The following is a 16,826-nucleotide window of genomic DNA, read 5'->3' as shown; positions in this document are numbered from 1 at the left end:
CCCCACCACCTCGCCCGCAAGGCAGGCCCTATGCCAACCACCTGGACCCTCCGCCTCCACCACCCCAGCCCTTCCCCCTACCCGGTCACTCCCGTCCAACTCAACGGCCTGGCCTGCACACTCACCGAGCACCCCGACTCCGACCACACTGCCCAGACCAAACCCTTCAGCGTCTCCCCCCTCTTCCAGGACAACTCCACAACCGACCACCGCATCCTGCGCATCGGCTGGCTCGACGACGGCAACCCCCTCGATCTCACTCACCTCCCCGGACAACGCATCCGCCTCGGCCACAACATCCTGACCACCACCGACATCCGCCGCGAGCACACCCCCTACGCCTCTCTGCTCAGCCACCCGCCCGCCGCCCGCGCCCGCTTCACTTTCCACTCCGCCACCTACTTCAAGAGCTCCGGCAAGTGGATTCCCGTGCCCGACCCCCAACTCCTCTTCCCCGGCCTGCTCCGCCGCTGGAACACCTACGCTCCCGTCCCCATCTCCCACGAGCAGACCGACGGTCTCCTGCCGTCCATCGCCATCGCCGAACACGACATCCGCACCGTGCCGGTCGCCTTCCCCCACTCCCACCGCACCGGCTTCATAGGCACCGCCACCTTCACCCTCACCGGCTCCGCCCCGATCACCGCAACCCGCGTCTTCCCCGCCCTCTGCCACCTCGCCGCCACCGCCGGCACCGGCGCCCAGACCACCCACGGCCTCGGCCACACCCAAGTCCACCTCCACCCCACCGCACACCCCGTAACCGCCCCCACCGCTGCACGCCCCGAAACTCCAATTCCCGCGCGGCACGTTCCCGCACGTCAACCCCGCCGAAGCAGCGGCATGTGACGCCCGTCACCATCCCGCAGAAGCCGGGCGCACGATCCTGCGCAACGGGCATCATCACCCCAGGTCGGGACCCTCAATTCCAGGGAAGCATTCCCGACCGACGCCCGCCCGAAGGGCATAGAAACGTCCCTGTGCTCACGCCTCAACGCTGAGGCGCACACGAATTCCCGATCGACGCCCGCCCGAAGGGCATAGAAACTTCTCCGTCCCACAGTTGGAAGCTGCTGGATCGTACCCGGATTCCCGACCGACGCCCGCCCGACGGGCATAGAAACTCTGATCCCAGACCTGAGCCCCGACCATTCCCAAACGGCGCCCGCTTATGGGGGCATAGAAATGGGGTAGCTGACGATCTCTATTTTCTGTGGAGTGGACCAGACGAAAGGGAGCGCTGATGGGTGACCTCCTGTACCGCGCTATTTCTGAGGCGTCCCTTCTTGCTGCCTGGCAGGAGGTGCAGGCGAACGATCTGGAGGACGGGAAGGTCAGCGACCAGGTGGCCGCGTACGCGCGAGGCGTCCTTGCACGGCTCACGGACCTCGGGAGGGAGCTGAAGGCCGGGACGTGGCGGCCGAGCCCGGTGTACGCGATGGAGATCGGTAAGCGTTCCGGCGGTACCCGACTGCTCGCGGTGCCCGCTGTGGAGGACCGCATCGTCGAGCGGGCCGTGATGGAGGTGGTCGACGAGTACGTCGACGCCGTGCTGCTGCCGTGGAGTTACGCCTACCGCAAGGGGCTCAGCGTCAAGGACGCTCTGCACGACCTCACGGCCGCCAGGGACGAGGGCGCCAGGTGGGTGGTGCGGGCGGACATCAAAGACTGCTTTGAGCAGATCCCGCGTTGGCCGGCCCTGACCCGGTTGCGGGAGGTCGTCCCCGATCCGGAGATCTGCCAGTTGATCCAGCACCTGGTCAATCGGCGCGGCGTGGGCCCGGCGGCGCGCCGTATCCGTTCCGGGAAGGGCCTGCACCAGGGCAGTTCGCTGTCACCGGTGCTCATCAATCCCTATCTTGATGCTTTCGACCGTGATCTGCTGCGCTCCGGCCACCGGGTCTGCGCTACAGCGACGACTTTGCCATCCCCGTCACCACCCACCACCAGGGCGAACAGGTTCTCGGACTCGTCACCGAAGCCCTGCGCTGCCTCGATCTGGAGCTGAACGAGGATAAGTCACGCATCGAGAGCTTCGACGAGGGCGTGGACTTCCTCGGCAAGACCACTACCGCCCGCTCCGGCCCACGTGCTGAGGAGCGTCCCTCCCCGCTGGAGTCGACCCTCTACGTCACCGAACCGGGTGCCAGCCTGCGCACCAAAGGCCAGCGCCTGCGCGTGGTCCACCGCCGCCCACGGAGCCCGCGTCCAGCTCAGCGTCTTCGAGGTCACCCTGCCCACCAAGAAGGACGTCAGCGCCTGCGCGGCACACTCCGCCGCCGCATGGACCGCGACGAGGATCAGATCCGCCTCTACCCCTGCCGAGCCCGGGTCCTCAACGAACTCGTCATCCTCGGCAACCGCCGCCTCGAAGAACGCGCCCACTACTGGATCCTGTGACCGTTACCGTAGAACCACCCGAAGTAACGCGCCGGACACCACAACGCCCTGACCAGCCCGTAACCACACTTCGCCGAACCGCCTCCGGGAGGCCACTTCCTGCGCGAGCCGTTTCCACAGCCCACAGCACACGACCCGCGCCAATGTGACCCATGCCCCGCCCCGAAACCAGCCCCGCACCGCGATCCTGCGCAACGGACAGCATCACCGCAGGTCAACCAGGGCGGAAACCGGGAAGGATTTCAGAACAACGCCCGCCCGAAGGGCATAGAAACGGTCAGACTGTGCCTCCTTCGAATGTTTCCTGACTACCATTTCAGAACAACGCCCGCCCGAAGGGCATAGAAACGCTTGTGCGGGTCCACCGCCAGCGGATACGCGGTGCTGACGGACGATTTCAGAACAACGCCCGCCCGAAGGGCATAGAAACTGGTCGGGCACGGGCTCTTCGGCCGGTGCGTCAGTAGCCAGCGATAGTCTTCCCGCCGATGAGGGCGAGGACGATTTCATCGTCTGTTGCTGGAGGTGTTATTCGGGGCTGTCGGTGGCGTCTGTTGTGTGGAGGCGGCTGGCGATGTAGCTGGCGCGGTCGCCTCCGTTCCATTGGTGCCAGGCGTGGGCGGTGGCGTCGGCGGTGCCGAGAAGGTCGGTTTTCCAGTGGACGGCTCCGACGAGGGCGAGCCAGGCTCCGTTACGGGCCTTGCTGGCGCTGGGTATGCCGAGCCGCCCAGTCGGTTGTCGACGCCGCAGCTGCCGCAGACACCCTGCTTCACGGCGCGGGGCCCGTCAGTCTTCGGCGTCGAAGAAGTCGGCCGACAGCAGCGGCATGTCCGGGACGACCGGCTGCGGCCCGGACGGCGCCGGCTCCTGCGCTGCGGGCTCGGGCTCGATCTCCACGACCAGGTCCTCGAACCGGCAGGAGAGGATCTTGCAGAGCGCCAGGATCAGCTCGACGGGCATCTTCGGCGGACGCTCGGCCTTCACCAGCCGGTAGATGTTGCTGCGGTCCAGGTCGAACCCGTACTTGCGCAGCTCGGGACCCAGCTTCGTGGTGGTGTACCAGTTCCGGCGCACCGCCATCAGCTCACGCAGCCGCCACTCGTACCGCGGCTGCAGCGCCTCCTTCGGCCCGGGCTGACCGTCGTCCGGGACCGCGTTCACCGCGCCCTCCCCAAGCCGCCGCGGCCGACACCGGTCGTCTGGTCGCTGAAGTCGTCGCCCATCTCCGCCTCCGCCTCGGCCAGCGCGCACGCCCCAGCCGGCGAGGCCTCCTCGGCCGCGTCAAGGTGCTCACGCACCTTGAGGTTCTTGAAGTCGCTGCTGAGCGCGGTATAAATGGCGGTCGTCGCCGCGTGGGAGTGCCCGACCTGGTCGGTGACGAACTGCCCGTCATGTCCCGATTCGATCAGCCTGGTCACGTATGCGTGCCTTAGGTAGTGGGGGCCCAGGCAGTCGGACAGGCCGCCGAGTTCGCGCCAGTGCTGGAAGCGCTGGTTGAACGCCCGCTCGGAGATCATCTCATTGCGCTCGGTGGGGAACATCACCCCGTCGTCCTCCCGCCCGGCGTAGAACAGCGGGCGGATGTTCTCCACGTAGAGCCGGACCGTGCGCACCGCCCACGGCCAGACCGAGATCACCATCCGACGCTTGGGCGGCTGCCCGCCGCTCGCCTTGCCCGCCACACCGCCAGCCCCGCGAAGTCCCCGAACTCCGGCAGCTTCGCCTGGCGCCGCCAGTCGTGCATCTCCAGCCGGGCGCTCTCCCGCCGCCGCAGACCCCAGCCCTATCGTCGTGAACAACGCCAGATCCCGCGCCGCGGCCAGCGCACCCTCGTGGTGCGCCCGTATCCCGTACGCCGGCCGGGGACCGTCGACGAGCGGCGCCGGGATGTCGGCCTCGGTCCGCTCGACGAACAGCTGCGGCGCCTGCGCGAGGGCGCGTGGGGCGCCCGGGAAACGTGATGTGTAGCACGCACGTAAATGCCCCTCACGGGCCTCGTGGAAAGGTTCTGGCTGGGCACGGCTTGATCACCGATCAAGAAAGGGGAAAACGCTGGCCACGGCACGTTCGACGCATTTGACACTTCGTCGAGGGCACAGATAGGAACAACTCTCTGATAGTGGAGAGGTGAACTGTGCGCGAGCCGAACGTGGTCGGGGACTGGCAGGAGTACGACGAGCAGGCCGGCCTGCGTGTTCGCGTCCATGGCGTGGAAAAGGCGGAGCCCCCGAAGGGGCGCGACGACGCCGCCGACGAGCTCACCTACTTCAGATTCCGGGTGACCGTCGAGAACCGTGCCACCGAGCATTTCGGTATCCTCCTCGAAGACGGCCAGATCGATATCCGCGTCGGCGCCGACGGCGAGAGCGCCTTCCTCGACTGGCGGAACTCGCAGTTCATCGAGGGCTTCGACATCTATCCCCTGCGCCGGGCCACCGCGGTCCTCTTCGCCGCCGGCCCCGATACCGTCCTGCACCGGATGGACATCCAGGTCCAGCTGAAGGTCGACGACGAGTGGACCGAGCGCTACCTCTGGGCGGGCGGCATCGAGAACGACACGGCCGTCGACGCGGGCGCGCGTCCTGACGCCGACCCCGCGCGGGACAGCCTCGCCGGTCAGGTGAGCAACTTCCTCAGGCGCGAGGCGGAGTCCTGAGCGCGCCGGCCTGAGCCGCCGGTCCGAGCGCGCCGAGCCGAGCGGGCCCGCGTGAGCGCGTCTTCCTGAGCCCGTGGTCCGAGCGGCGCCGAACAGACGGTCCGTCCCGCCCGCGCGCACCACGACGGCGTCGGAGCCGATCCCGAACCGCACAACCACCCAAAGCGTGCCGGGGCGGGCGAACGCCGGTTTTCGCCGCGGCGGGCTAAGGTCGCCGGGTGAGTCGAACCGAAGCGCGCTCCGAGGGGGCGGGTCCGTTCACGACCCGGCTGACCTGGCGTCTCATGGACGGGCGTACCGCGGTCTGGGAGTCGAGGCTGGCCCGCAAACGCGGCCTGCTCACCGTGCGCGCCCCGGGTGCGGCGGAGGCCCGCTTCAAACGGGCGGACACCGTGTCGATCGGCCGGCTGCGCCGGCTGAACGCCGTCGCCGCGGCCGCGTTCACGCTCGGTGGGTTCCTGTTCGCCCTCGGGGCCGGGGTCGCCCAGTTCGGTTCGAGCGGCGCGACGGGCGCCTGGATCTACTTCGCGGGCGGCCTGTTCTTCAACACCGGGGGCTATGCCTCACTGCTCCAGGCGGTGAACGCTCCCCGTCGGGACAGCGAGTCCGGTTCGCTGGCCGGTCGGCGCTGGAGATGGTGGAGCTACGAGCCCGGCCGGATCGACTGGCTCAGTACCTTCCTGCTGTTCGTGGGAACGCTCGTGTTCGGCGTCAACCTGCTGGACTCGCTGCTGCAGGGGCTCTCGGTCCAGCAGACGGACCGGCTGATCTGGGCCCCCGACATGATCGGGTGCGTCCTCTTCCTGGTCTCCGGCCATCTCGCGCTGGTGGAGGTCTGCCACGGGCGTCCGCGTGTCCTCCCCGGCGAGCTCGGCTGGTGGATCGTCGCGGTCAACCAGGTCGGATCCGTGCTCTTCCTCGTCTCGGCGCTGGCCGCCTTCACCCGCCCGGAGACCGGAAGCCTCGTGAACGTCGACATCGCCAACTGGGGCACCCTCGTGGGAGCGCTGTGCTTCTCGGCCGGAGGCGTGATCCAGTTCTTCGAGCGGCCCTGAGGCATGCCGGGGGACGCGCGGACCCTGGTGCGGCGCTCGCCTAGCGCTCGCCCGCCGGGTTGCCCTCGACCCACTGGATGAGCAGCTGTCGTACGTACGGATTTCCCTCCTGGGCGGCGTGTGCCAGCCGCTCGGCGCTCGCCCGTGCCGCCCGCCAGCCCGCGGGGGTGTCCTCGGCGTGGGCATGGTCCGCGGCGGCCAGCGCGTCGGCCGCGAGGAGGCGCAGTTCCTCGGAGAGGTCGTCGTCCGCGGCGGCCCGGTACGCCTCCAGGCGCAGGGCGGCCAGGTCCGCCGGGGAGGGGGCGGGCTGTGCCGGCGGCTGGGCGTAGCCGCTCACCGCTATGACCACGCAGAAGGTGGCGACGTCCCTTCGGCTCTCCGACTGGCCCTTGGCGATGGCGGGCGCGAGCCAGGCCGGGGCCCGCCAGTGCGAGACCGCCGTGGCGACGGTGAGGGCAACGAGCAGCAGCGCGAAGGGAATCCAGCCACCGAAGAACAAGCCGATCGGCCCGAGTACCAGGAAGCAGACGGCACTGCTCATCCATATCCGACGGCGGCCGAGTCTCAGGTGTCGTGGATCCATGTGCCTCAGTGTCGCAGGGGCGTCCGGGACGCGCTGAGGGGGCGGGCGATTCGCGCGGCCCCGTCGCCTTTCGGCCCGCGTCGGGACACCCGGACATCTGTCTCGGGACGTACGGAAAAGCGGCACGGGCCGCGAAACCGGGCGTCACCGGCCCAACCCCGCCCCACTGTGCCTCTTTTGGCCACACCGCGGGCACCGTGGGCCGGGGGATGCGTGCGCGTGCCATGGGACGGCCGGGCCGGGGGCGCCGCACGGCCCGTCACGCGGCGACGGGCCGGGGGGAAGCCCGGGCGCCCGCACCGCGCCATGGTGGCGGGCACACACGGTGACGGTCGTCGGGGGCCGGAGCGCCCGGGGCCATGGCCGGGGGGTGGCGGGAACCGCGGTGAACGGGCCTCGTGACCGTGGAGGCAGGTGTGAACGGCGCATATCGAATGGCCGGAGATGGCCCTGTCCACCCCGACCAGCCGTACGTACGATTTCGTCACTCCCGGTCTTCACAGCTCCTTCACAGCCGGGAAAGGGCTGCGCATGTGCATTTGTCATGCGCATGCTCAAATGGGTCACGCCTGATCCAACGCACTGGTCCGCGACGGTGCCCCGTTCCCTCGGGGCATCGCACCCCCCATTTCGCGGCGCGCAACTGTGTGCTGCCGCCGGAACACCGACGCAACGGATTGGAGCACCATGGCTGGTGGGCTGCTTCTGGGTGGCGCGATCGCCACCCTGTTCGCCACGGCACTTCCCCTCTCGAGCCCGTCCTCCGGGATCGCCGACCCGCCCCCGGACAAGATCGTCATCGCTGTCGCCACGGTCAACGGCTCCGGCTGTCCCCAGGGAACGGCCGCTGTCGCCGTCTCCCCGGACAACACCGCCTTCACGGTGACCTACAGCGACTACCTCGCCCAGGTCGGCGGCAACGCCGACCCCACCGCGTTCCGCAAGAACTGCCAGCTCAATCTGATCGTCCACGTCCCGCAGGGCTTCACCTACGCCATCGCCAGCGCGGACTACCGCGGCTTCGCCTCGCTCCAGGCGGGCGCCACCAGTACGGAGAAGGCCTCGTACTACTTCCAGGGGTCCTCGAACACGGCCTCCATCACCCACCCCTTCCGCGGCCCGTACGGCGACGACTGGCAGTCCACGGACACCACGGACTGGGCCCAACTGGTCTGGGCCCCCTGCGGTGTTCAGCGCAACTTCAACATCAACACCGAGCTTCGCGTCAACGCGGGCACCTCGGCGCCCGGCAGTTCCAGCTTCATGACCATGGACTCGACGGACGGTGACATCAGCACCGTCTACCACCTGGCCTGGAAGGAGTGCCCCGCCTCCTGATCCGCCGTTCCGCGCGTGGGTCCTCGGCCGGCTCCACCGCATCGGAGCCGGCCGAGCCGGCCCGGGGCGTCGTCCTTCGGGCAGGTCCCTATGGCAGCAACTTGTCGACCGCCGCGGAGCCTTCCTCCTGGAGCTTGCGCTCGGCCCAGGCGAGGTTCTGCGGTGTGACGTCGCGACCCGCGGCGAGTACCAGGTCCTCGGCCGTCACCGGGCCCTCGGTCCCGGTGTGCAGCAGCGAGTCGGGGGTCGCCCTGTCGTCGGAGGGCGTGGACGTGTCGGGCTGGCTGGTTGGCATGGTTTCTCCCTGTTCCACCGGATCTGTTCTCACGCTACGGGTATTCCGTACACCCCGCGCGACGCACCCGGTGTCGCGCCCCGGCCCGCGGCGGTCGCGGCGGGCGAACCCCCGTTCGGCCGCGCCGGAATGTCGGCGACGGTTCGCGGAGGTGATGGTGAAGGGGCTCGCACCTCTGCGAATGAACGGAGCCTTGGAATGCGTATTCGTCTGATGGCCGCTGCCGGACTCGCCGGTGTGGCCCTGCTGGCCACCGCCGGGACCGCCGCCGCCGATGGCCCCGGCCCGGTGGGCGTCGCGGCGAACAGTCCCGGACTCCTGTCCGGCAATGTCGTCCAGATCCCCATCGACGTCGACGCGAACGTCTGCGGCAACACGGTCAACGTCGTGGGCCTGCTGAACCCGGCGATCGGAAACGTCTGCGTGAACGGCTGACATCAGGTCGGCCGGGCGGGCGCTGCCCGGCCGGCGACGCCGGCCCGAGCCCGGCGGCTCACTCACCCTCCTGAGTGAGCCGCCGGGCTCGGGCGCGTTCGGGGCCGGCCGACGGCTCCTGGACGAGGAGTCGATGCCCGGCGTCCATTCATTGGTCTGTACATGACCATCGGGGCGGGCCAGACTGTGCGCCGACCAGTCACCCCCCATCTAGGAGCACCTTTCATGCGCATGCCCGCACGGCAACGTTGTCACGCGGTCCTGGCCGGTCTCGTCACCCTCACCACCGCCGCGGTCCTGTCCGTGGCCACCGGCGCGCCCGCCTCGGCCGCCGACACCTGGAACGAGGTGGGCTCGGACCGCGCCGACCCGCTGACCGAGAGCCAGGGTCTGACCTCCGTCGAGGTCCCGGCCGGCAGCCCCAACCACTACACGGGTATCGGCACGATCCCCACGGGTGTGAGCAGCCGCGGCTGGAACCATGTCGGCGACCCGGACGCCTCTTACAACGGTTACTACGTCGAGCCGTACCAGAGCGATTCCGGCAGCTCGAAGATGTTCCGGGTACAGGCGCCGGGCGGCGCCTGGTCGGAGTACGTCCACGCGCTGAGCGCCGGAGAGGCGCTGAACAACTCCTTCGTCACCATCGCGCCGAGCGGTTCGTGGATGGTGTCCGGCGAGTACGGCACGATGAACCGGCTCCTGGTGTTCCCGACCCCCGGCGTCAACCCGGCGACCTCGCCCTCCGTCAACCTTCCGCAGGCCTCCACCGTCAACCTCGACCACGCCGTACGGGACGTACAGGGCTGCGACTTCGTCACGGCGACCCAGCTGCTGTGCTCGTCCGACGACCCCGCCGGCACGCTCTTCGGCATGACCAAGCCGCTGCTGCAGATCGACCTGTCGGGCGAGCCGAACGGCACGGCCGACGTCTCCGGACACGTCACCGCGCTGCGCCAGCTCCCCCTGCGCAGCTCCTGCTCGGGCACCTTCGAGGTGGAGGGCATCGACTACGACCGCCGCTCCGCCACCCTGCGCGTGATCGTGGTGTCACCGGGCTTCTGCGTGTTGACCGACAGCAAGACCTATCGCTTCACCAGGAGTTGAGCCCACACTGCCTCCAGGGCCGGGCGCGTACCCCCCGAGCGGCTTTTGCCGACGGGGGGCGTACGCGCCCGAAAAGGCCTGGGTCTAAGGTCAGAGGCAGATTCGGAGTGATGGGGGGTGGCCGGCTGTGGTGCAGGACGAAGCCGTGATCGGCTGCACGGGGGAACTGCTCATCGGCACCCGGGGATCCGCCGGTCCCGGCGAGGTCCTGGTGCGAGTGAGAGGCGGATCCGAGACCTTCCATGCCTGGTCCCGGGAGCCCCTGCCGAAGGGGGCGACCGTGCTGGTCATCGAATCCAGGGGATGCCGTGAGGTCGACGTCATCGAATGGGTCGATCCGCTGGACGCGCTGGACGGCGACGCCGTCGGCGCCGATTGAGAAGGAGAAGCATGTTCGGTTATCGCGTACCCGCTCCCGATGAGGCGATGTTGATCTCGGGTGGCAGGCGGGGACTGGGGGGCGCGCCGTTCCGAGTGGTGACGGGGCACGGCAAGTTCGTGCTGCCCGTCTTCCGTAAGACCCGCTTTCTGACACTGTCCATGTGCGAGGCAGAGGTCACCGAGACCTGTGTCACCAAGCAGGGCATCTCGCTGCACGTCCGCGCCGTGATCGCTTTCAAGGTCGGCAACGACACCGAGAGCATCATCAACGCGGGGCAGCGGTTCCTGTCCGACCAGGGTCAGATGTCGATCCTGACGGGCCGGATCTTCGCGGGCCATCTGCGTTCCATCATCGGTTCGATGACGGTCGAGGAGATCGTCACCGAGCGGCAGAAGCTCGCCGCCGAGGTGCTCGACACCTCGAAGCTGGAGATGGCGAAGATCGGCCTGATCGTCGACTCGCTCCAGATCCAGTCGATCGACGACGGCGACACCGGCTACATCGACGCGATGTCCGCGCCGCACAAGGCCGCCATCCAGCGTCAGGCCCAGATCGCCCAGGCGCAGGCCACGCAGGCCTCCGTCGAGGCGCAGCAGGTGGCGGCGCGCAACCAGGCCGAGTACGCCCGGCAGACGGCCATCGTGCAGGCGGAGTACTCGGCCGAGGTGGACCGGGCGCAGGCGCAGGCCGCCCAGGCGGGCCCGCTCGCCCAGGCCCACGCCCAGCAGGAAGTTCTCGCCGCGCAGACCGAACTCGCCCAGCGCGCTGCCCAGTTGCGTCAGCAGCAGCTGGTCGCCGAGATCGTGAGGCCGGCCGAGGCCGAGGCCGAGCGGATCAAGGTGCTCGCCATCGCCGACGCCGAGCGCATGAAGATCCAGGCCGAGGCGGCGGCCTCGCACGACCGGGTCGCGCTCGACCGGATGCTGATCGACCAGCTCCCCCTCATCGTCAAGGAGGCGGCGGGCGGTCTCGCCGGCGCGAACGTCAACGTCCTCAACGGCGCCGACGGCCTCGGCGAGATAGCGGCCGGTCTGGTCGCGCAGGGCCTGACCATCCTCGACTCGGTCCGCCAGAACCTGGGCGGACAGAACTCCGAGAACCGTCCCGCCAAGGCGAACGCCCCGCTCGAACTCCAGGGGTACAGCCGTACGCAGGGCATCGGTGTCGAGGGCGACGAGCCGGAGGGCTCCTCGTCGGCGAGCTGACCCGAGTCCCTGGTTCCACCCGCGTCCGCCGTCCCTCCCGGGGCGGCGGACGCGGCCGTTTCCGACGGCACCGGCGCACCACCACCCGCGTTCGGATCAATGGGCCCGGATGCCCATCAAGTCCCTTACACTCAGCGCCAGTTGATCGTTTGACGCGGCCGCCCCAGGAGGAGCGCATGCCCCGGACACCCTCGCGACGTACCGCACTGCAGGGACTCGCCGCCGCCGGCGCCGCGGTCGTCGGGTTCGATCCCTTCACCCGGAGCTGGGCGGCCACCGCCACCGGCCGGCCGCTCGCCGGCCTCCCGAAGCTGGACGGGAGCGTCCACACCGACGACGCCTCGCTCGCGGCGGACGCCGACGACTTCGGCCACATCGTCCACCGGCGTCCGGTCGCCGTGCTGCGGCCGGGCTCGGTCCACGACATCGTCGCGATGGTCCGCTTCTGCAACGAGCACGGCCTGTCCGTCGCACCGCGCGGTCAGGGCCACGCCACGCAGGGGCAGGCCCAGGTCGACGGCGGTCTGGTCATCGAGACCACACCGCTCGCGACCATCGGACCGGTCGGGCCCGGCAGCGCGACGGTCACCGTCGGTGCGGGCGCCAAGTGGAGCGAGGTCGCCCGGGCCACCCTGGCGCACGGACTCACCCCGCCCACCTTCACCGACTATCTCGAACTCTCCGTCGGCGGCACCCTGTCGGTCGGCGGCATCGGCGGCCAGACCCACCAGCGGGGCGCCCAGGTCGACAACGTGACGGAGCTCCAGGTCGTCACCGGCGCGGGCCATCTGGTCCGCTGCTCCCCGACCCGCCACCGCGACCTGTTCCTCGCGGTGCTCGCCGGACTCGGCCAGTGCGCGGTCATCGTCGGCGCCACCCTGCGCCTGGTCCCCGCGCCCGAGACCGTACGCCACTACCTCCTTCCGTACGACGACCTGCGCACCTTCCTCGACGACCAGCGGCTGCTCGTCGAGGAGGGCCGTTTCGACTACGTCGAGGGCCAGGTGACCGCCGACGGCGCCGGAGCGTTCGACGGCTACGTCCTCGAAGCCGTCGCCTACGGCCCGCCCGCCGGCCCCGCCCCCGACGACACCACGCTGCTGCGCGGACTGCGCCACGACCCCGCGGGCGCGCAGACGAGCGACCTCGGGTACTACGACTTCCTCGACCGGCTCGCGGCCGGAGTCGCCGCGCTCAAGGAAGCGGGTCTGTGGGCCTTCGCCCACCCCTGGCTGAACCTGTTGCTGCCGGGCCGTGAGGCTGCGACGCTGGCCGCGTCCCTGCTGGAGGACCTCACCCCGGCCGACCTCGGTCCGGGCGTCGTCCTTCTGTACCCGGTGCTGCGCGAGAGCCTGCACGCCCCGCTGCTGCGCACCCCCGACGACCCGGTGTCCTATCTGCTGGCCGTCCTGCGCACGACCCCGCCCGACGACACCGCGACCGTCGACCGTCTCCTCGCCGCCAACCGCGCCGCCTACGACACCGTCCACGCGGCGGGCGGCACCCACTACCCGGTCGGCTCGGTCCCGTTCGACGCGGCGGACTGGCGCGAGCACTTCGGCCCCGCCTACCGACGCCTGGCCACCGCCCGGCACACCTATGACCCGCGCGGAATCCTGGTCCCGGGGCAGGGCATCTTCTGACGCCCCGGCTCGAAGAGCCCCGTTCCCGCCGCACGGCCCCCGCTCACCAGCGGCCCGGCTCGCTGCCCACGATCGGCACCGACGGCTGCCCGTCCACCCCCCGAGGGACATCGCCGGCCAGCATCACCCGGTGCATGACCCGGGGGTGGTCGACATGGGCGGTGTCGCTCGGTGCCAGATGGATGGTGGCCCGGTTGTCCCAGAAGGCCACGCTGCCCGGCTCCCAGCGGAAGCGGACCGTGTACTCGGGCCGGGTCGCCTGTTCCAGCAGCATGTCCAGGAGCGCCCGGCTCTCGGGCCGGGACAACTGGAGAATCTGCTCGACGTAGTAGCCGTTGACGAACAGCACCCGCTCGCCCGTCTCCGGGTGCACCCGCACCAGCGGGTGGTCGGTGGCGATCTGACGGTCCAGCAGATGACGGGCGTACGCGTCGTCGCCCGGCCGGGTCTGGTAACCGACCCCCAGCCGGTGCTCGGCGCGCAGACCGTCGGCGAAGGCGCGCACGGGAGCCGAGAGGCCCGCGTAGGCGACGGCCAGGTTCGACCAGGTCGTGTCACCCCCGTACGGTGGCGCGGACTCGGCGCGCAGGATCGTCGCGGCCGGCGGATCGACCCGGGCGCCGTGGTCGCAGTGCCAGCCGCGCAGCAGCGAGTGGCGGCGCCTGCGCAGCCACTCCTCGTGGTCCATGCCGTAACGCCCGCCCAGTTCGAGGCGGTCGGCCGTCGTCTCGACCTCGGGGAAGTCCTTGGGCGACGCGCTGCCCCGGGACGGCAGGAGAACCGGTGTCCCGAACCGGCGCGCGAAGGCGGCGTGCGAGGCGTGGTCGAGTCGCTGGCCGCGGAAGAACACCACCTTCCAGCGCAGCACCGCCGCCCGGATCGCGGCGACGGTCTCGTTCGTCAGCGGCTCCGCCAGGTCGACTCCCGTGATCTCGGCGCCGATGTGTCCGGTCGCCGGCCTCACTTCGAGACGTGTGACCTGGTCCGTCATGGGGCCTCCGAGGATCGTGTTGTCGGCTCGTCGGGTCCAGCATGACCGCCGGCCCACGCACGCGACAGGCCGCCTCGCGGGCAGGGAGCACCGGGCGGGCAGGCGGACGCCGCGCGGGAGGCGCGTGCCACGCACGGGAGGCGCGCCGCGCGCACGGGGTGTGTCCCGTTTCGCGTGTTTGCTGCGCCGCACTCCCTTTTGGCGGACGCGACCGGTGTCGAGAATGAGGCGAAGTGAACGGGGCCCGCCCTCCATCCGCATAGGGGCGGGCCCTGTTTACCTCGACGCGGCCGCCCGCGACCGCGCCCCGGACGCCTCGGTCCCCCTCAGCCCTGGTGCTCGCGCAGTGCGGCGAGAGCGCGGTCGGCGTGGACGCTCATGCGCAGTTCGCTGCGGACCACCTCAAGGACGGTCCGGTCCTGCGCGATGACGAACGTGACCCGCTTCGTGGGGGCCAGCGTGAAGCCGCGCTTCACCCCGAACCGCTCCCGCACGGTGCCGTCGACATCGGACAGCAGCGGGAAACCGAGCGTGTGACGGTCGGCGAACTCCTGCTGCCGGTCGACCGCGTCACCGCTGATCCCGACGGGCCGCGCGCCGGCGGCGGTGAACTCGGTGGCCAGATCGCGGAAGTGGCAGGCCTCGGCGGTGCAGCCGCTGGTGAGGGCGGCGGGATAGAAGAACAGCACCACGGGACCGTCGGCCAGCAGCTCGGACAGACTCCGGTCCGTACCGGTCTCGTCCGGCAGCGTGAAGTCCTCGACCTGGTCGCCCACGTTCAGCTGAGATGTCATGACTGTCCCTTTCCGGACCGAGCGACTCCGCGGGCCCACAGGACGAGCGGCACCTGGAGCGGGAGCCGCGCCAGAGCCGCCGCCTTGAGCGGCGCGGGACGATGACGCCAGTCCACGGCCATCTGGACATTGGCGGGGAAGACACCGACGAAGAAGGCGGCGGTGGCCAGCGCGGCCGCCCGGCGTGTCCGGGGGAGCGCCACTCCGGCCGCCAGAGCGAGCTCGGCGACACCGCTCGCGTACGTCCAGGTCCGCGGTGATCCCGGGAGGGCGCGCGGGATGGTGGCGTCGAACTGCCGTGGTACGGCGAAGTGGGCGACGCCCGCGGTGGCCAAAAGGCCTGCGAGCAGCAAGGGCGATCGTTCGGACCGTGGCACGGTTCCTCCTCCGGGGGCCTGCCGCGGATATTACTGGAGGGTAAGTGCCCGTGGTACGGGTGGGACGCGTCGATCGCGTGCCGTTCCGAGGCCAGGGCGGCGGTGGCCGCCGGGCCGAACGCCCGTACCGGGAGAAGGCCGACGTGTCGGCGCTGTCCGCGCTGTCCCTCGAAGGGCCTCCGGCCCGCGCCCACGAAGCCCGGAGGGCACGGGCGGATTTCGGGCCGCGGCGTGAAGTCCGGGAATGCGCGAACGTCCTGGTTTGGGGATTCGATTCACGGTCAGCCGTAGAACTGAAAAGCAATTGTCGAGCGGCGCGGACGTGACCTGCGATGGCGGGGAACGGGACGGCCCACGCCCGGAGGGAACAGGTGAAGGGCGAGGCCAGGCGGACCGTCCGGCGCGCCGTCGGCAAAGAGCGGACCACAGCCGAGGGCAGGACCGAGGACGACGCCCGGCAGACCGAGCGGGCCGAGGAAAAGGCCAAGGACGTTTGCCGGCACTGATGACGGCCGATTCCGCAGGGCCCGTCGCGAAATCCCGCGACGGGCCCTGCGGAATTCCGGGCCATGGAGGAGGAGAGAGGAATGTGCGGGCAGGACAAGAGGTCCGCCACCGGCACGGTGGCCGTTTCGCCGCAGGTGGTCTCGACGGGGCCCGGAAGTCCCGCCGACGTACGGCAGGCGGTCAGGCGCGCTCTCGCCCGACGGCCGGGCGGTCGCACCCGGGACGATGACGAGGCCGTCGGTGACGCCCTGCTCGTCGCCTCCGAACTGGTCACCAACGCGATGTTGCACGGCGGTGGTGTCACCGCGTTCGAGGTGACACCGACCGAGCGGGAGGTGCACCTGTCGGTGAGCGACAGAAGCGATCAACTGCCCGTGCCTGTGCGGGAGATCGACCGCGTGGGTCGGCTGCGGGCCGGCGGCCATGGGTGGATGATCGTCTGCACCCTGGCGAGCGATGTGGTCATCTCGAACCTGCGGACCGGAGGCAAGCGCATCACGGCCGTCGTGCCGCTCCCGCCCGGCGCGAGCAACTGAACCGCGCCGGGAGGACGACCCTGCTCGTCGGGGCCGGGGCTCACGCCGTCAGGACGTCCCGGGACGCGCCCGGGGCCGTCGTGGCGGCGGCTCGCGCCGCGGCCCGGACCGAATACGTGGTCTTCGCGGGGTCGACCAGCGGGTCACCGAGAACGATCCGGCCCGCCGCGTGCAGGGCGTCGCACTCGCCGGTGGGCAGGGCCACGTAACAACCGCCGCGCCCCGTGGCGGAGTCCAGGGGAAGCCAATAGCCGTACCGGCGGCGGCCGTTCGCGTGCACGGTGAGGCGGACGGGGAACCGCCGCTGTGTGATCAGACGCAGGACTTCGGCACCTTCGGCACCGAGCGGCGTGTGGGTGCGGGGAAGCGGCCGCAGCAGGGTCACCGGCCTCCCCGCGGGGCTCGTGGCACGGAGGTGCGAGGTCGACGTCATGTGCATGCGGCCTTTCGACGGACGGATCGGATCACGCATCGCCGGGGCGGTGACGTTCGGGCTGATGATCATTGTTGCGCAGGGCACTG

Annotated in this window: 22 protein-coding genes and 1 CRISPR repeat array; of the genes, 13 read left to right on the top strand and 9 right to left on the bottom strand. The window is 70.3% G+C overall.

What is annotated here, in order from left to right; all coding sequences use genetic code 11:
- The first annotated feature begins 30 nt into the window (after positions 1-30).
- Both cas6 and ACFYW8_RS24805 read left to right on the top strand, forming a co-directional pair.
- The gene (gene cas6, locus ACFYW8_RS24810; protein WP_389080019.1) at positions 31-849 is read left to right on the top strand and encodes a CRISPR system precrRNA processing endoribonuclease RAMP protein Cas6; all 819 of its coding nucleotides are present in this window, start codon (positions 31-33) and stop codon (positions 847-849) included.
- Positions 850-1,243: 394 nt separating this feature from the next.
- On the top strand, positions 1,244-2,008 hold the full coding sequence (locus tag ACFYW8_RS24805; protein ID WP_389080016.1) for a reverse transcriptase domain-containing protein: 765 nt from the start codon (positions 1,244-1,246) through the stop codon (positions 2,006-2,008).
- 11 nt (positions 2,009-2,019) lie between these two features.
- Here ACFYW8_RS24805 and ACFYW8_RS24800 read toward each other — a convergent pair whose 3' ends face one another.
- The 3 genes from ACFYW8_RS24800 to ACFYW8_RS24790 all read right to left on the bottom strand — a co-directional run bounded on the left by ACFYW8_RS24800 (position 2,020) and on the right by ACFYW8_RS24790 (position 4,082).
- Positions 2,020-2,385, bottom strand: coding sequence for a hypothetical protein (locus ACFYW8_RS24800; RefSeq protein ID WP_389080013.1), 366 nt, complete (start codon positions 2,383-2,385; stop codon positions 2,020-2,022).
- A gap of 253 nt (positions 2,386-2,638) precedes the next feature.
- Positions 2,639-2,830: direct repeats of the CRISPR family, unit length 36 nt; unit sequence ATTTCAGAACAACGCCCGCCCGAAGGGCATAGAAAC.
- Between the two features lie 356 nt (positions 2,831-3,186).
- The gene (locus ACFYW8_RS24795) at positions 3,187-3,561 is read right to left on the bottom strand and encodes a helix-turn-helix domain-containing protein (RefSeq protein ID WP_389080010.1); all 375 of its coding nucleotides are present in this window, start codon (positions 3,559-3,561) and stop codon (positions 3,187-3,189) included.
- Complete coding sequence (locus tag ACFYW8_RS24790) at positions 3,558-4,082, bottom strand: tyrosine-type recombinase/integrase (protein ID WP_389080007.1); 525 nt, start codon at positions 4,080-4,082, stop codon at positions 3,558-3,560. Before ACFYW8_RS24790 ends, ACFYW8_RS24795 begins: the two co-directional genes overlap by 4 nt.
- Before the next feature lie 153 nt (positions 4,083-4,235).
- Between ACFYW8_RS24790 and ACFYW8_RS24785 the strand changes: the two genes are divergently transcribed.
- The 3 genes from ACFYW8_RS24785 to ACFYW8_RS24775 all read left to right on the top strand — a co-directional run bounded on the left by ACFYW8_RS24785 (position 4,236) and on the right by ACFYW8_RS24775 (position 6,111).
- Positions 4,236-4,361, top strand: coding sequence for a hypothetical protein (locus ACFYW8_RS24785; protein WP_389080004.1), 126 nt, complete (start codon positions 4,236-4,238; stop codon positions 4,359-4,361).
- A gap of 173 nt (positions 4,362-4,534) precedes the next feature.
- A complete protein-coding gene (locus ACFYW8_RS24780) occupies positions 4,535-5,056 on the top strand; it encodes a hypothetical protein (protein ID WP_365882528.1) in 522 nt (173 codons plus the stop codon).
- A 218-nt stretch (positions 5,057-5,274) separates the two neighbouring features.
- The gene (locus tag ACFYW8_RS24775) at positions 5,275-6,111 is read left to right on the top strand and encodes a hypothetical protein (protein ID WP_389079999.1); all 837 of its coding nucleotides are present in this window, start codon (positions 5,275-5,277) and stop codon (positions 6,109-6,111) included.
- A gap of 40 nt (positions 6,112-6,151) precedes the next feature.
- On the opposite strand, the gene ACFYW8_RS24770 is transcribed toward ACFYW8_RS24775, so the two are convergent.
- A complete protein-coding gene (locus tag ACFYW8_RS24770; protein ID WP_389079996.1) occupies positions 6,152-6,694 on the bottom strand; it encodes a hypothetical protein in 543 nt (180 codons plus the stop codon).
- Between the two features lie 687 nt (positions 6,695-7,381).
- Between ACFYW8_RS24770 and ACFYW8_RS24765 the strand changes: the two genes are divergently transcribed.
- The gene (locus ACFYW8_RS24765; RefSeq protein ID WP_389079993.1) at positions 7,382-8,032 is read left to right on the top strand and encodes a DUF4360 domain-containing protein; all 651 of its coding nucleotides are present in this window, start codon (positions 7,382-7,384) and stop codon (positions 8,030-8,032) included.
- Between the two features lie 88 nt (positions 8,033-8,120).
- On the opposite strand, the gene ACFYW8_RS24760 is transcribed toward ACFYW8_RS24765, so the two are convergent.
- A complete protein-coding gene (locus ACFYW8_RS24760; RefSeq protein ID WP_389079990.1) occupies positions 8,121-8,327 on the bottom strand; it encodes a hypothetical protein in 207 nt (68 codons plus the stop codon).
- 198 nt (positions 8,328-8,525) lie between these two features.
- Between ACFYW8_RS24760 and ACFYW8_RS24755 the strand changes: the two genes are divergently transcribed.
- From ACFYW8_RS24755 to ACFYW8_RS24735, 5 genes are all read left to right on the top strand, one after another.
- Positions 8,526-8,762 (top strand): chaplin, encoded by a 237-nt coding sequence (locus ACFYW8_RS24755; protein ID WP_389079987.1) that lies wholly within the window; start codon positions 8,526-8,528, stop codon positions 8,760-8,762.
- 225 nt (positions 8,763-8,987) lie between these two features.
- Positions 8,988-9,869: a hypothetical protein gene (locus ACFYW8_RS24750; protein ID WP_389079984.1), complete on the top strand. Its 882-nt coding sequence runs from the start codon at positions 8,988-8,990 to the stop codon at positions 9,867-9,869.
- Between the two features lie 127 nt (positions 9,870-9,996).
- A complete protein-coding gene (locus tag ACFYW8_RS24745; protein WP_365881623.1) occupies positions 9,997-10,248 on the top strand; it encodes a hypothetical protein in 252 nt (83 codons plus the stop codon).
- An 11-nt stretch (positions 10,249-10,259) separates the two neighbouring features.
- On the top strand, positions 10,260-11,456 hold the full coding sequence (locus ACFYW8_RS24740; RefSeq protein ID WP_365881621.1) for an SPFH domain-containing protein: 1,197 nt from the start codon (positions 10,260-10,262) through the stop codon (positions 11,454-11,456).
- Between the two features lie 176 nt (positions 11,457-11,632).
- A complete protein-coding gene (locus ACFYW8_RS24735; RefSeq protein WP_389079977.1) occupies positions 11,633-13,099 on the top strand; it encodes an FAD-binding protein in 1,467 nt (488 codons plus the stop codon).
- Positions 13,100-13,142: 43 nt separating this feature from the next.
- Here ACFYW8_RS24735 and ACFYW8_RS24730 read toward each other — a convergent pair whose 3' ends face one another.
- The 3 genes from ACFYW8_RS24730 to ACFYW8_RS24720 form a co-directional block, all read right to left on the bottom strand.
- Positions 13,143-14,090, bottom strand: coding sequence for a TauD/TfdA dioxygenase family protein (locus ACFYW8_RS24730; RefSeq protein WP_389079973.1), 948 nt, complete (start codon positions 14,088-14,090; stop codon positions 13,143-13,145).
- A gap of 326 nt (positions 14,091-14,416) precedes the next feature.
- Entirely contained in the window at positions 14,417-14,884 is a 468-nt protein-coding gene (locus ACFYW8_RS24725) for a peroxiredoxin (protein WP_365881615.1), read from the bottom strand.
- Positions 14,881-15,261, bottom strand: coding sequence for a DoxX family protein (locus ACFYW8_RS24720; RefSeq protein ID WP_365881613.1), 381 nt, complete (start codon positions 15,259-15,261; stop codon positions 14,881-14,883). Before ACFYW8_RS24720 ends, ACFYW8_RS24725 begins: the two co-directional genes overlap by 4 nt.
- A gap of 332 nt (positions 15,262-15,593) precedes the next feature.
- Between ACFYW8_RS24720 and ACFYW8_RS24715 the strand changes: the two genes are divergently transcribed.
- Both ACFYW8_RS24715 and ACFYW8_RS24710 read left to right on the top strand, forming a co-directional pair.
- Positions 15,594-15,767 carry a CsbD family protein gene (locus ACFYW8_RS24715; RefSeq protein ID WP_389079968.1) on the top strand — a complete coding sequence of 58 codons (174 nt, stop codon included), beginning with the start codon at positions 15,594-15,596 and terminating at the stop codon, positions 15,765-15,767.
- An 81-nt stretch (positions 15,768-15,848) separates the two neighbouring features.
- On the top strand, positions 15,849-16,304 hold the full coding sequence (locus ACFYW8_RS24710; protein ID WP_389079965.1) for an ATP-binding protein: 456 nt from the start codon (positions 15,849-15,851) through the stop codon (positions 16,302-16,304).
- A gap of 40 nt (positions 16,305-16,344) precedes the next feature.
- Here ACFYW8_RS24710 and ACFYW8_RS24705 read toward each other — a convergent pair whose 3' ends face one another.
- Entirely contained in the window at positions 16,345-16,689 is a 345-nt protein-coding gene (locus ACFYW8_RS24705; RefSeq protein WP_365881607.1) for a hypothetical protein, read from the bottom strand.
- Positions 16,690-16,826 lie beyond the last annotated feature (137 nt).

The sequence above is a fragment of the Streptomyces sp. NPDC002742 genome (assembly GCF_042888885.1).
In the GTDB taxonomy this organism is placed as follows: domain Bacteria; phylum Actinomycetota; class Actinomycetes; order Streptomycetales; family Streptomycetaceae; genus Streptomyces.
This window is presented reverse-complemented; position numbering and strand designations above follow the sequence as displayed.

What these genes read in the sequence shown, in the direction of transcription:
- cas6 (WP_389080019.1), top strand. Translation starts at nt 31, where the DNA reads ATGCCAACCACCTGGACCCTCCGCCTCCACCACCCCAGCCCTTCCCCC.
- ACFYW8_RS24805 (WP_389080016.1), top strand. Translation starts at nt 1,244, where the DNA reads ATGGGTGACCTCCTGTACCGCGCTATTTCTGAGGCGTCCCTTCTTGCT.
- ACFYW8_RS24770 (WP_389079996.1), bottom strand. Translation starts at nt 6,694, where the DNA reads ATGGATCCACGACACCTGAGACTCGGCCGCCGTCGGATATGGATGAGC.
- ACFYW8_RS24765 (WP_389079993.1), top strand. Translation starts at nt 7,382, where the DNA reads ATGGCTGGTGGGCTGCTTCTGGGTGGCGCGATCGCCACCCTGTTCGCC.
- ACFYW8_RS24760 (WP_389079990.1), bottom strand. Translation starts at nt 8,327, where the DNA reads ATGCCAACCAGCCAGCCCGACACGTCCACGCCCTCCGACGACAGGGCG.
- ACFYW8_RS24755 (WP_389079987.1), top strand. Translation starts at nt 8,526, where the DNA reads ATGCGTATTCGTCTGATGGCCGCTGCCGGACTCGCCGGTGTGGCCCTG.
- ACFYW8_RS24750 (WP_389079984.1), top strand. Translation starts at nt 8,988, where the DNA reads ATGCGCATGCCCGCACGGCAACGTTGTCACGCGGTCCTGGCCGGTCTC.
- ACFYW8_RS24740 (WP_365881621.1), top strand. Translation starts at nt 10,260, where the DNA reads ATGTTCGGTTATCGCGTACCCGCTCCCGATGAGGCGATGTTGATCTCG.
- ACFYW8_RS24735 (WP_389079977.1), top strand. Translation starts at nt 11,633, where the DNA reads ATGCCCCGGACACCCTCGCGACGTACCGCACTGCAGGGACTCGCCGCC.
- ACFYW8_RS24730 (WP_389079973.1), bottom strand. Translation starts at nt 14,090, where the DNA reads ATGACGGACCAGGTCACACGTCTCGAAGTGAGGCCGGCGACCGGACAC.
- ACFYW8_RS24725 (WP_365881615.1), bottom strand. Translation starts at nt 14,884, where the DNA reads ATGACATCTCAGCTGAACGTGGGCGACCAGGTCGAGGACTTCACGCTG.
- ACFYW8_RS24715 (WP_389079968.1), top strand. Translation starts at nt 15,594, where the DNA reads ATGGCGGGGAACGGGACGGCCCACGCCCGGAGGGAACAGGTGAAGGGC.
- ACFYW8_RS24710 (WP_389079965.1), top strand. Translation starts at nt 15,849, where the DNA reads ATGTGCGGGCAGGACAAGAGGTCCGCCACCGGCACGGTGGCCGTTTCG.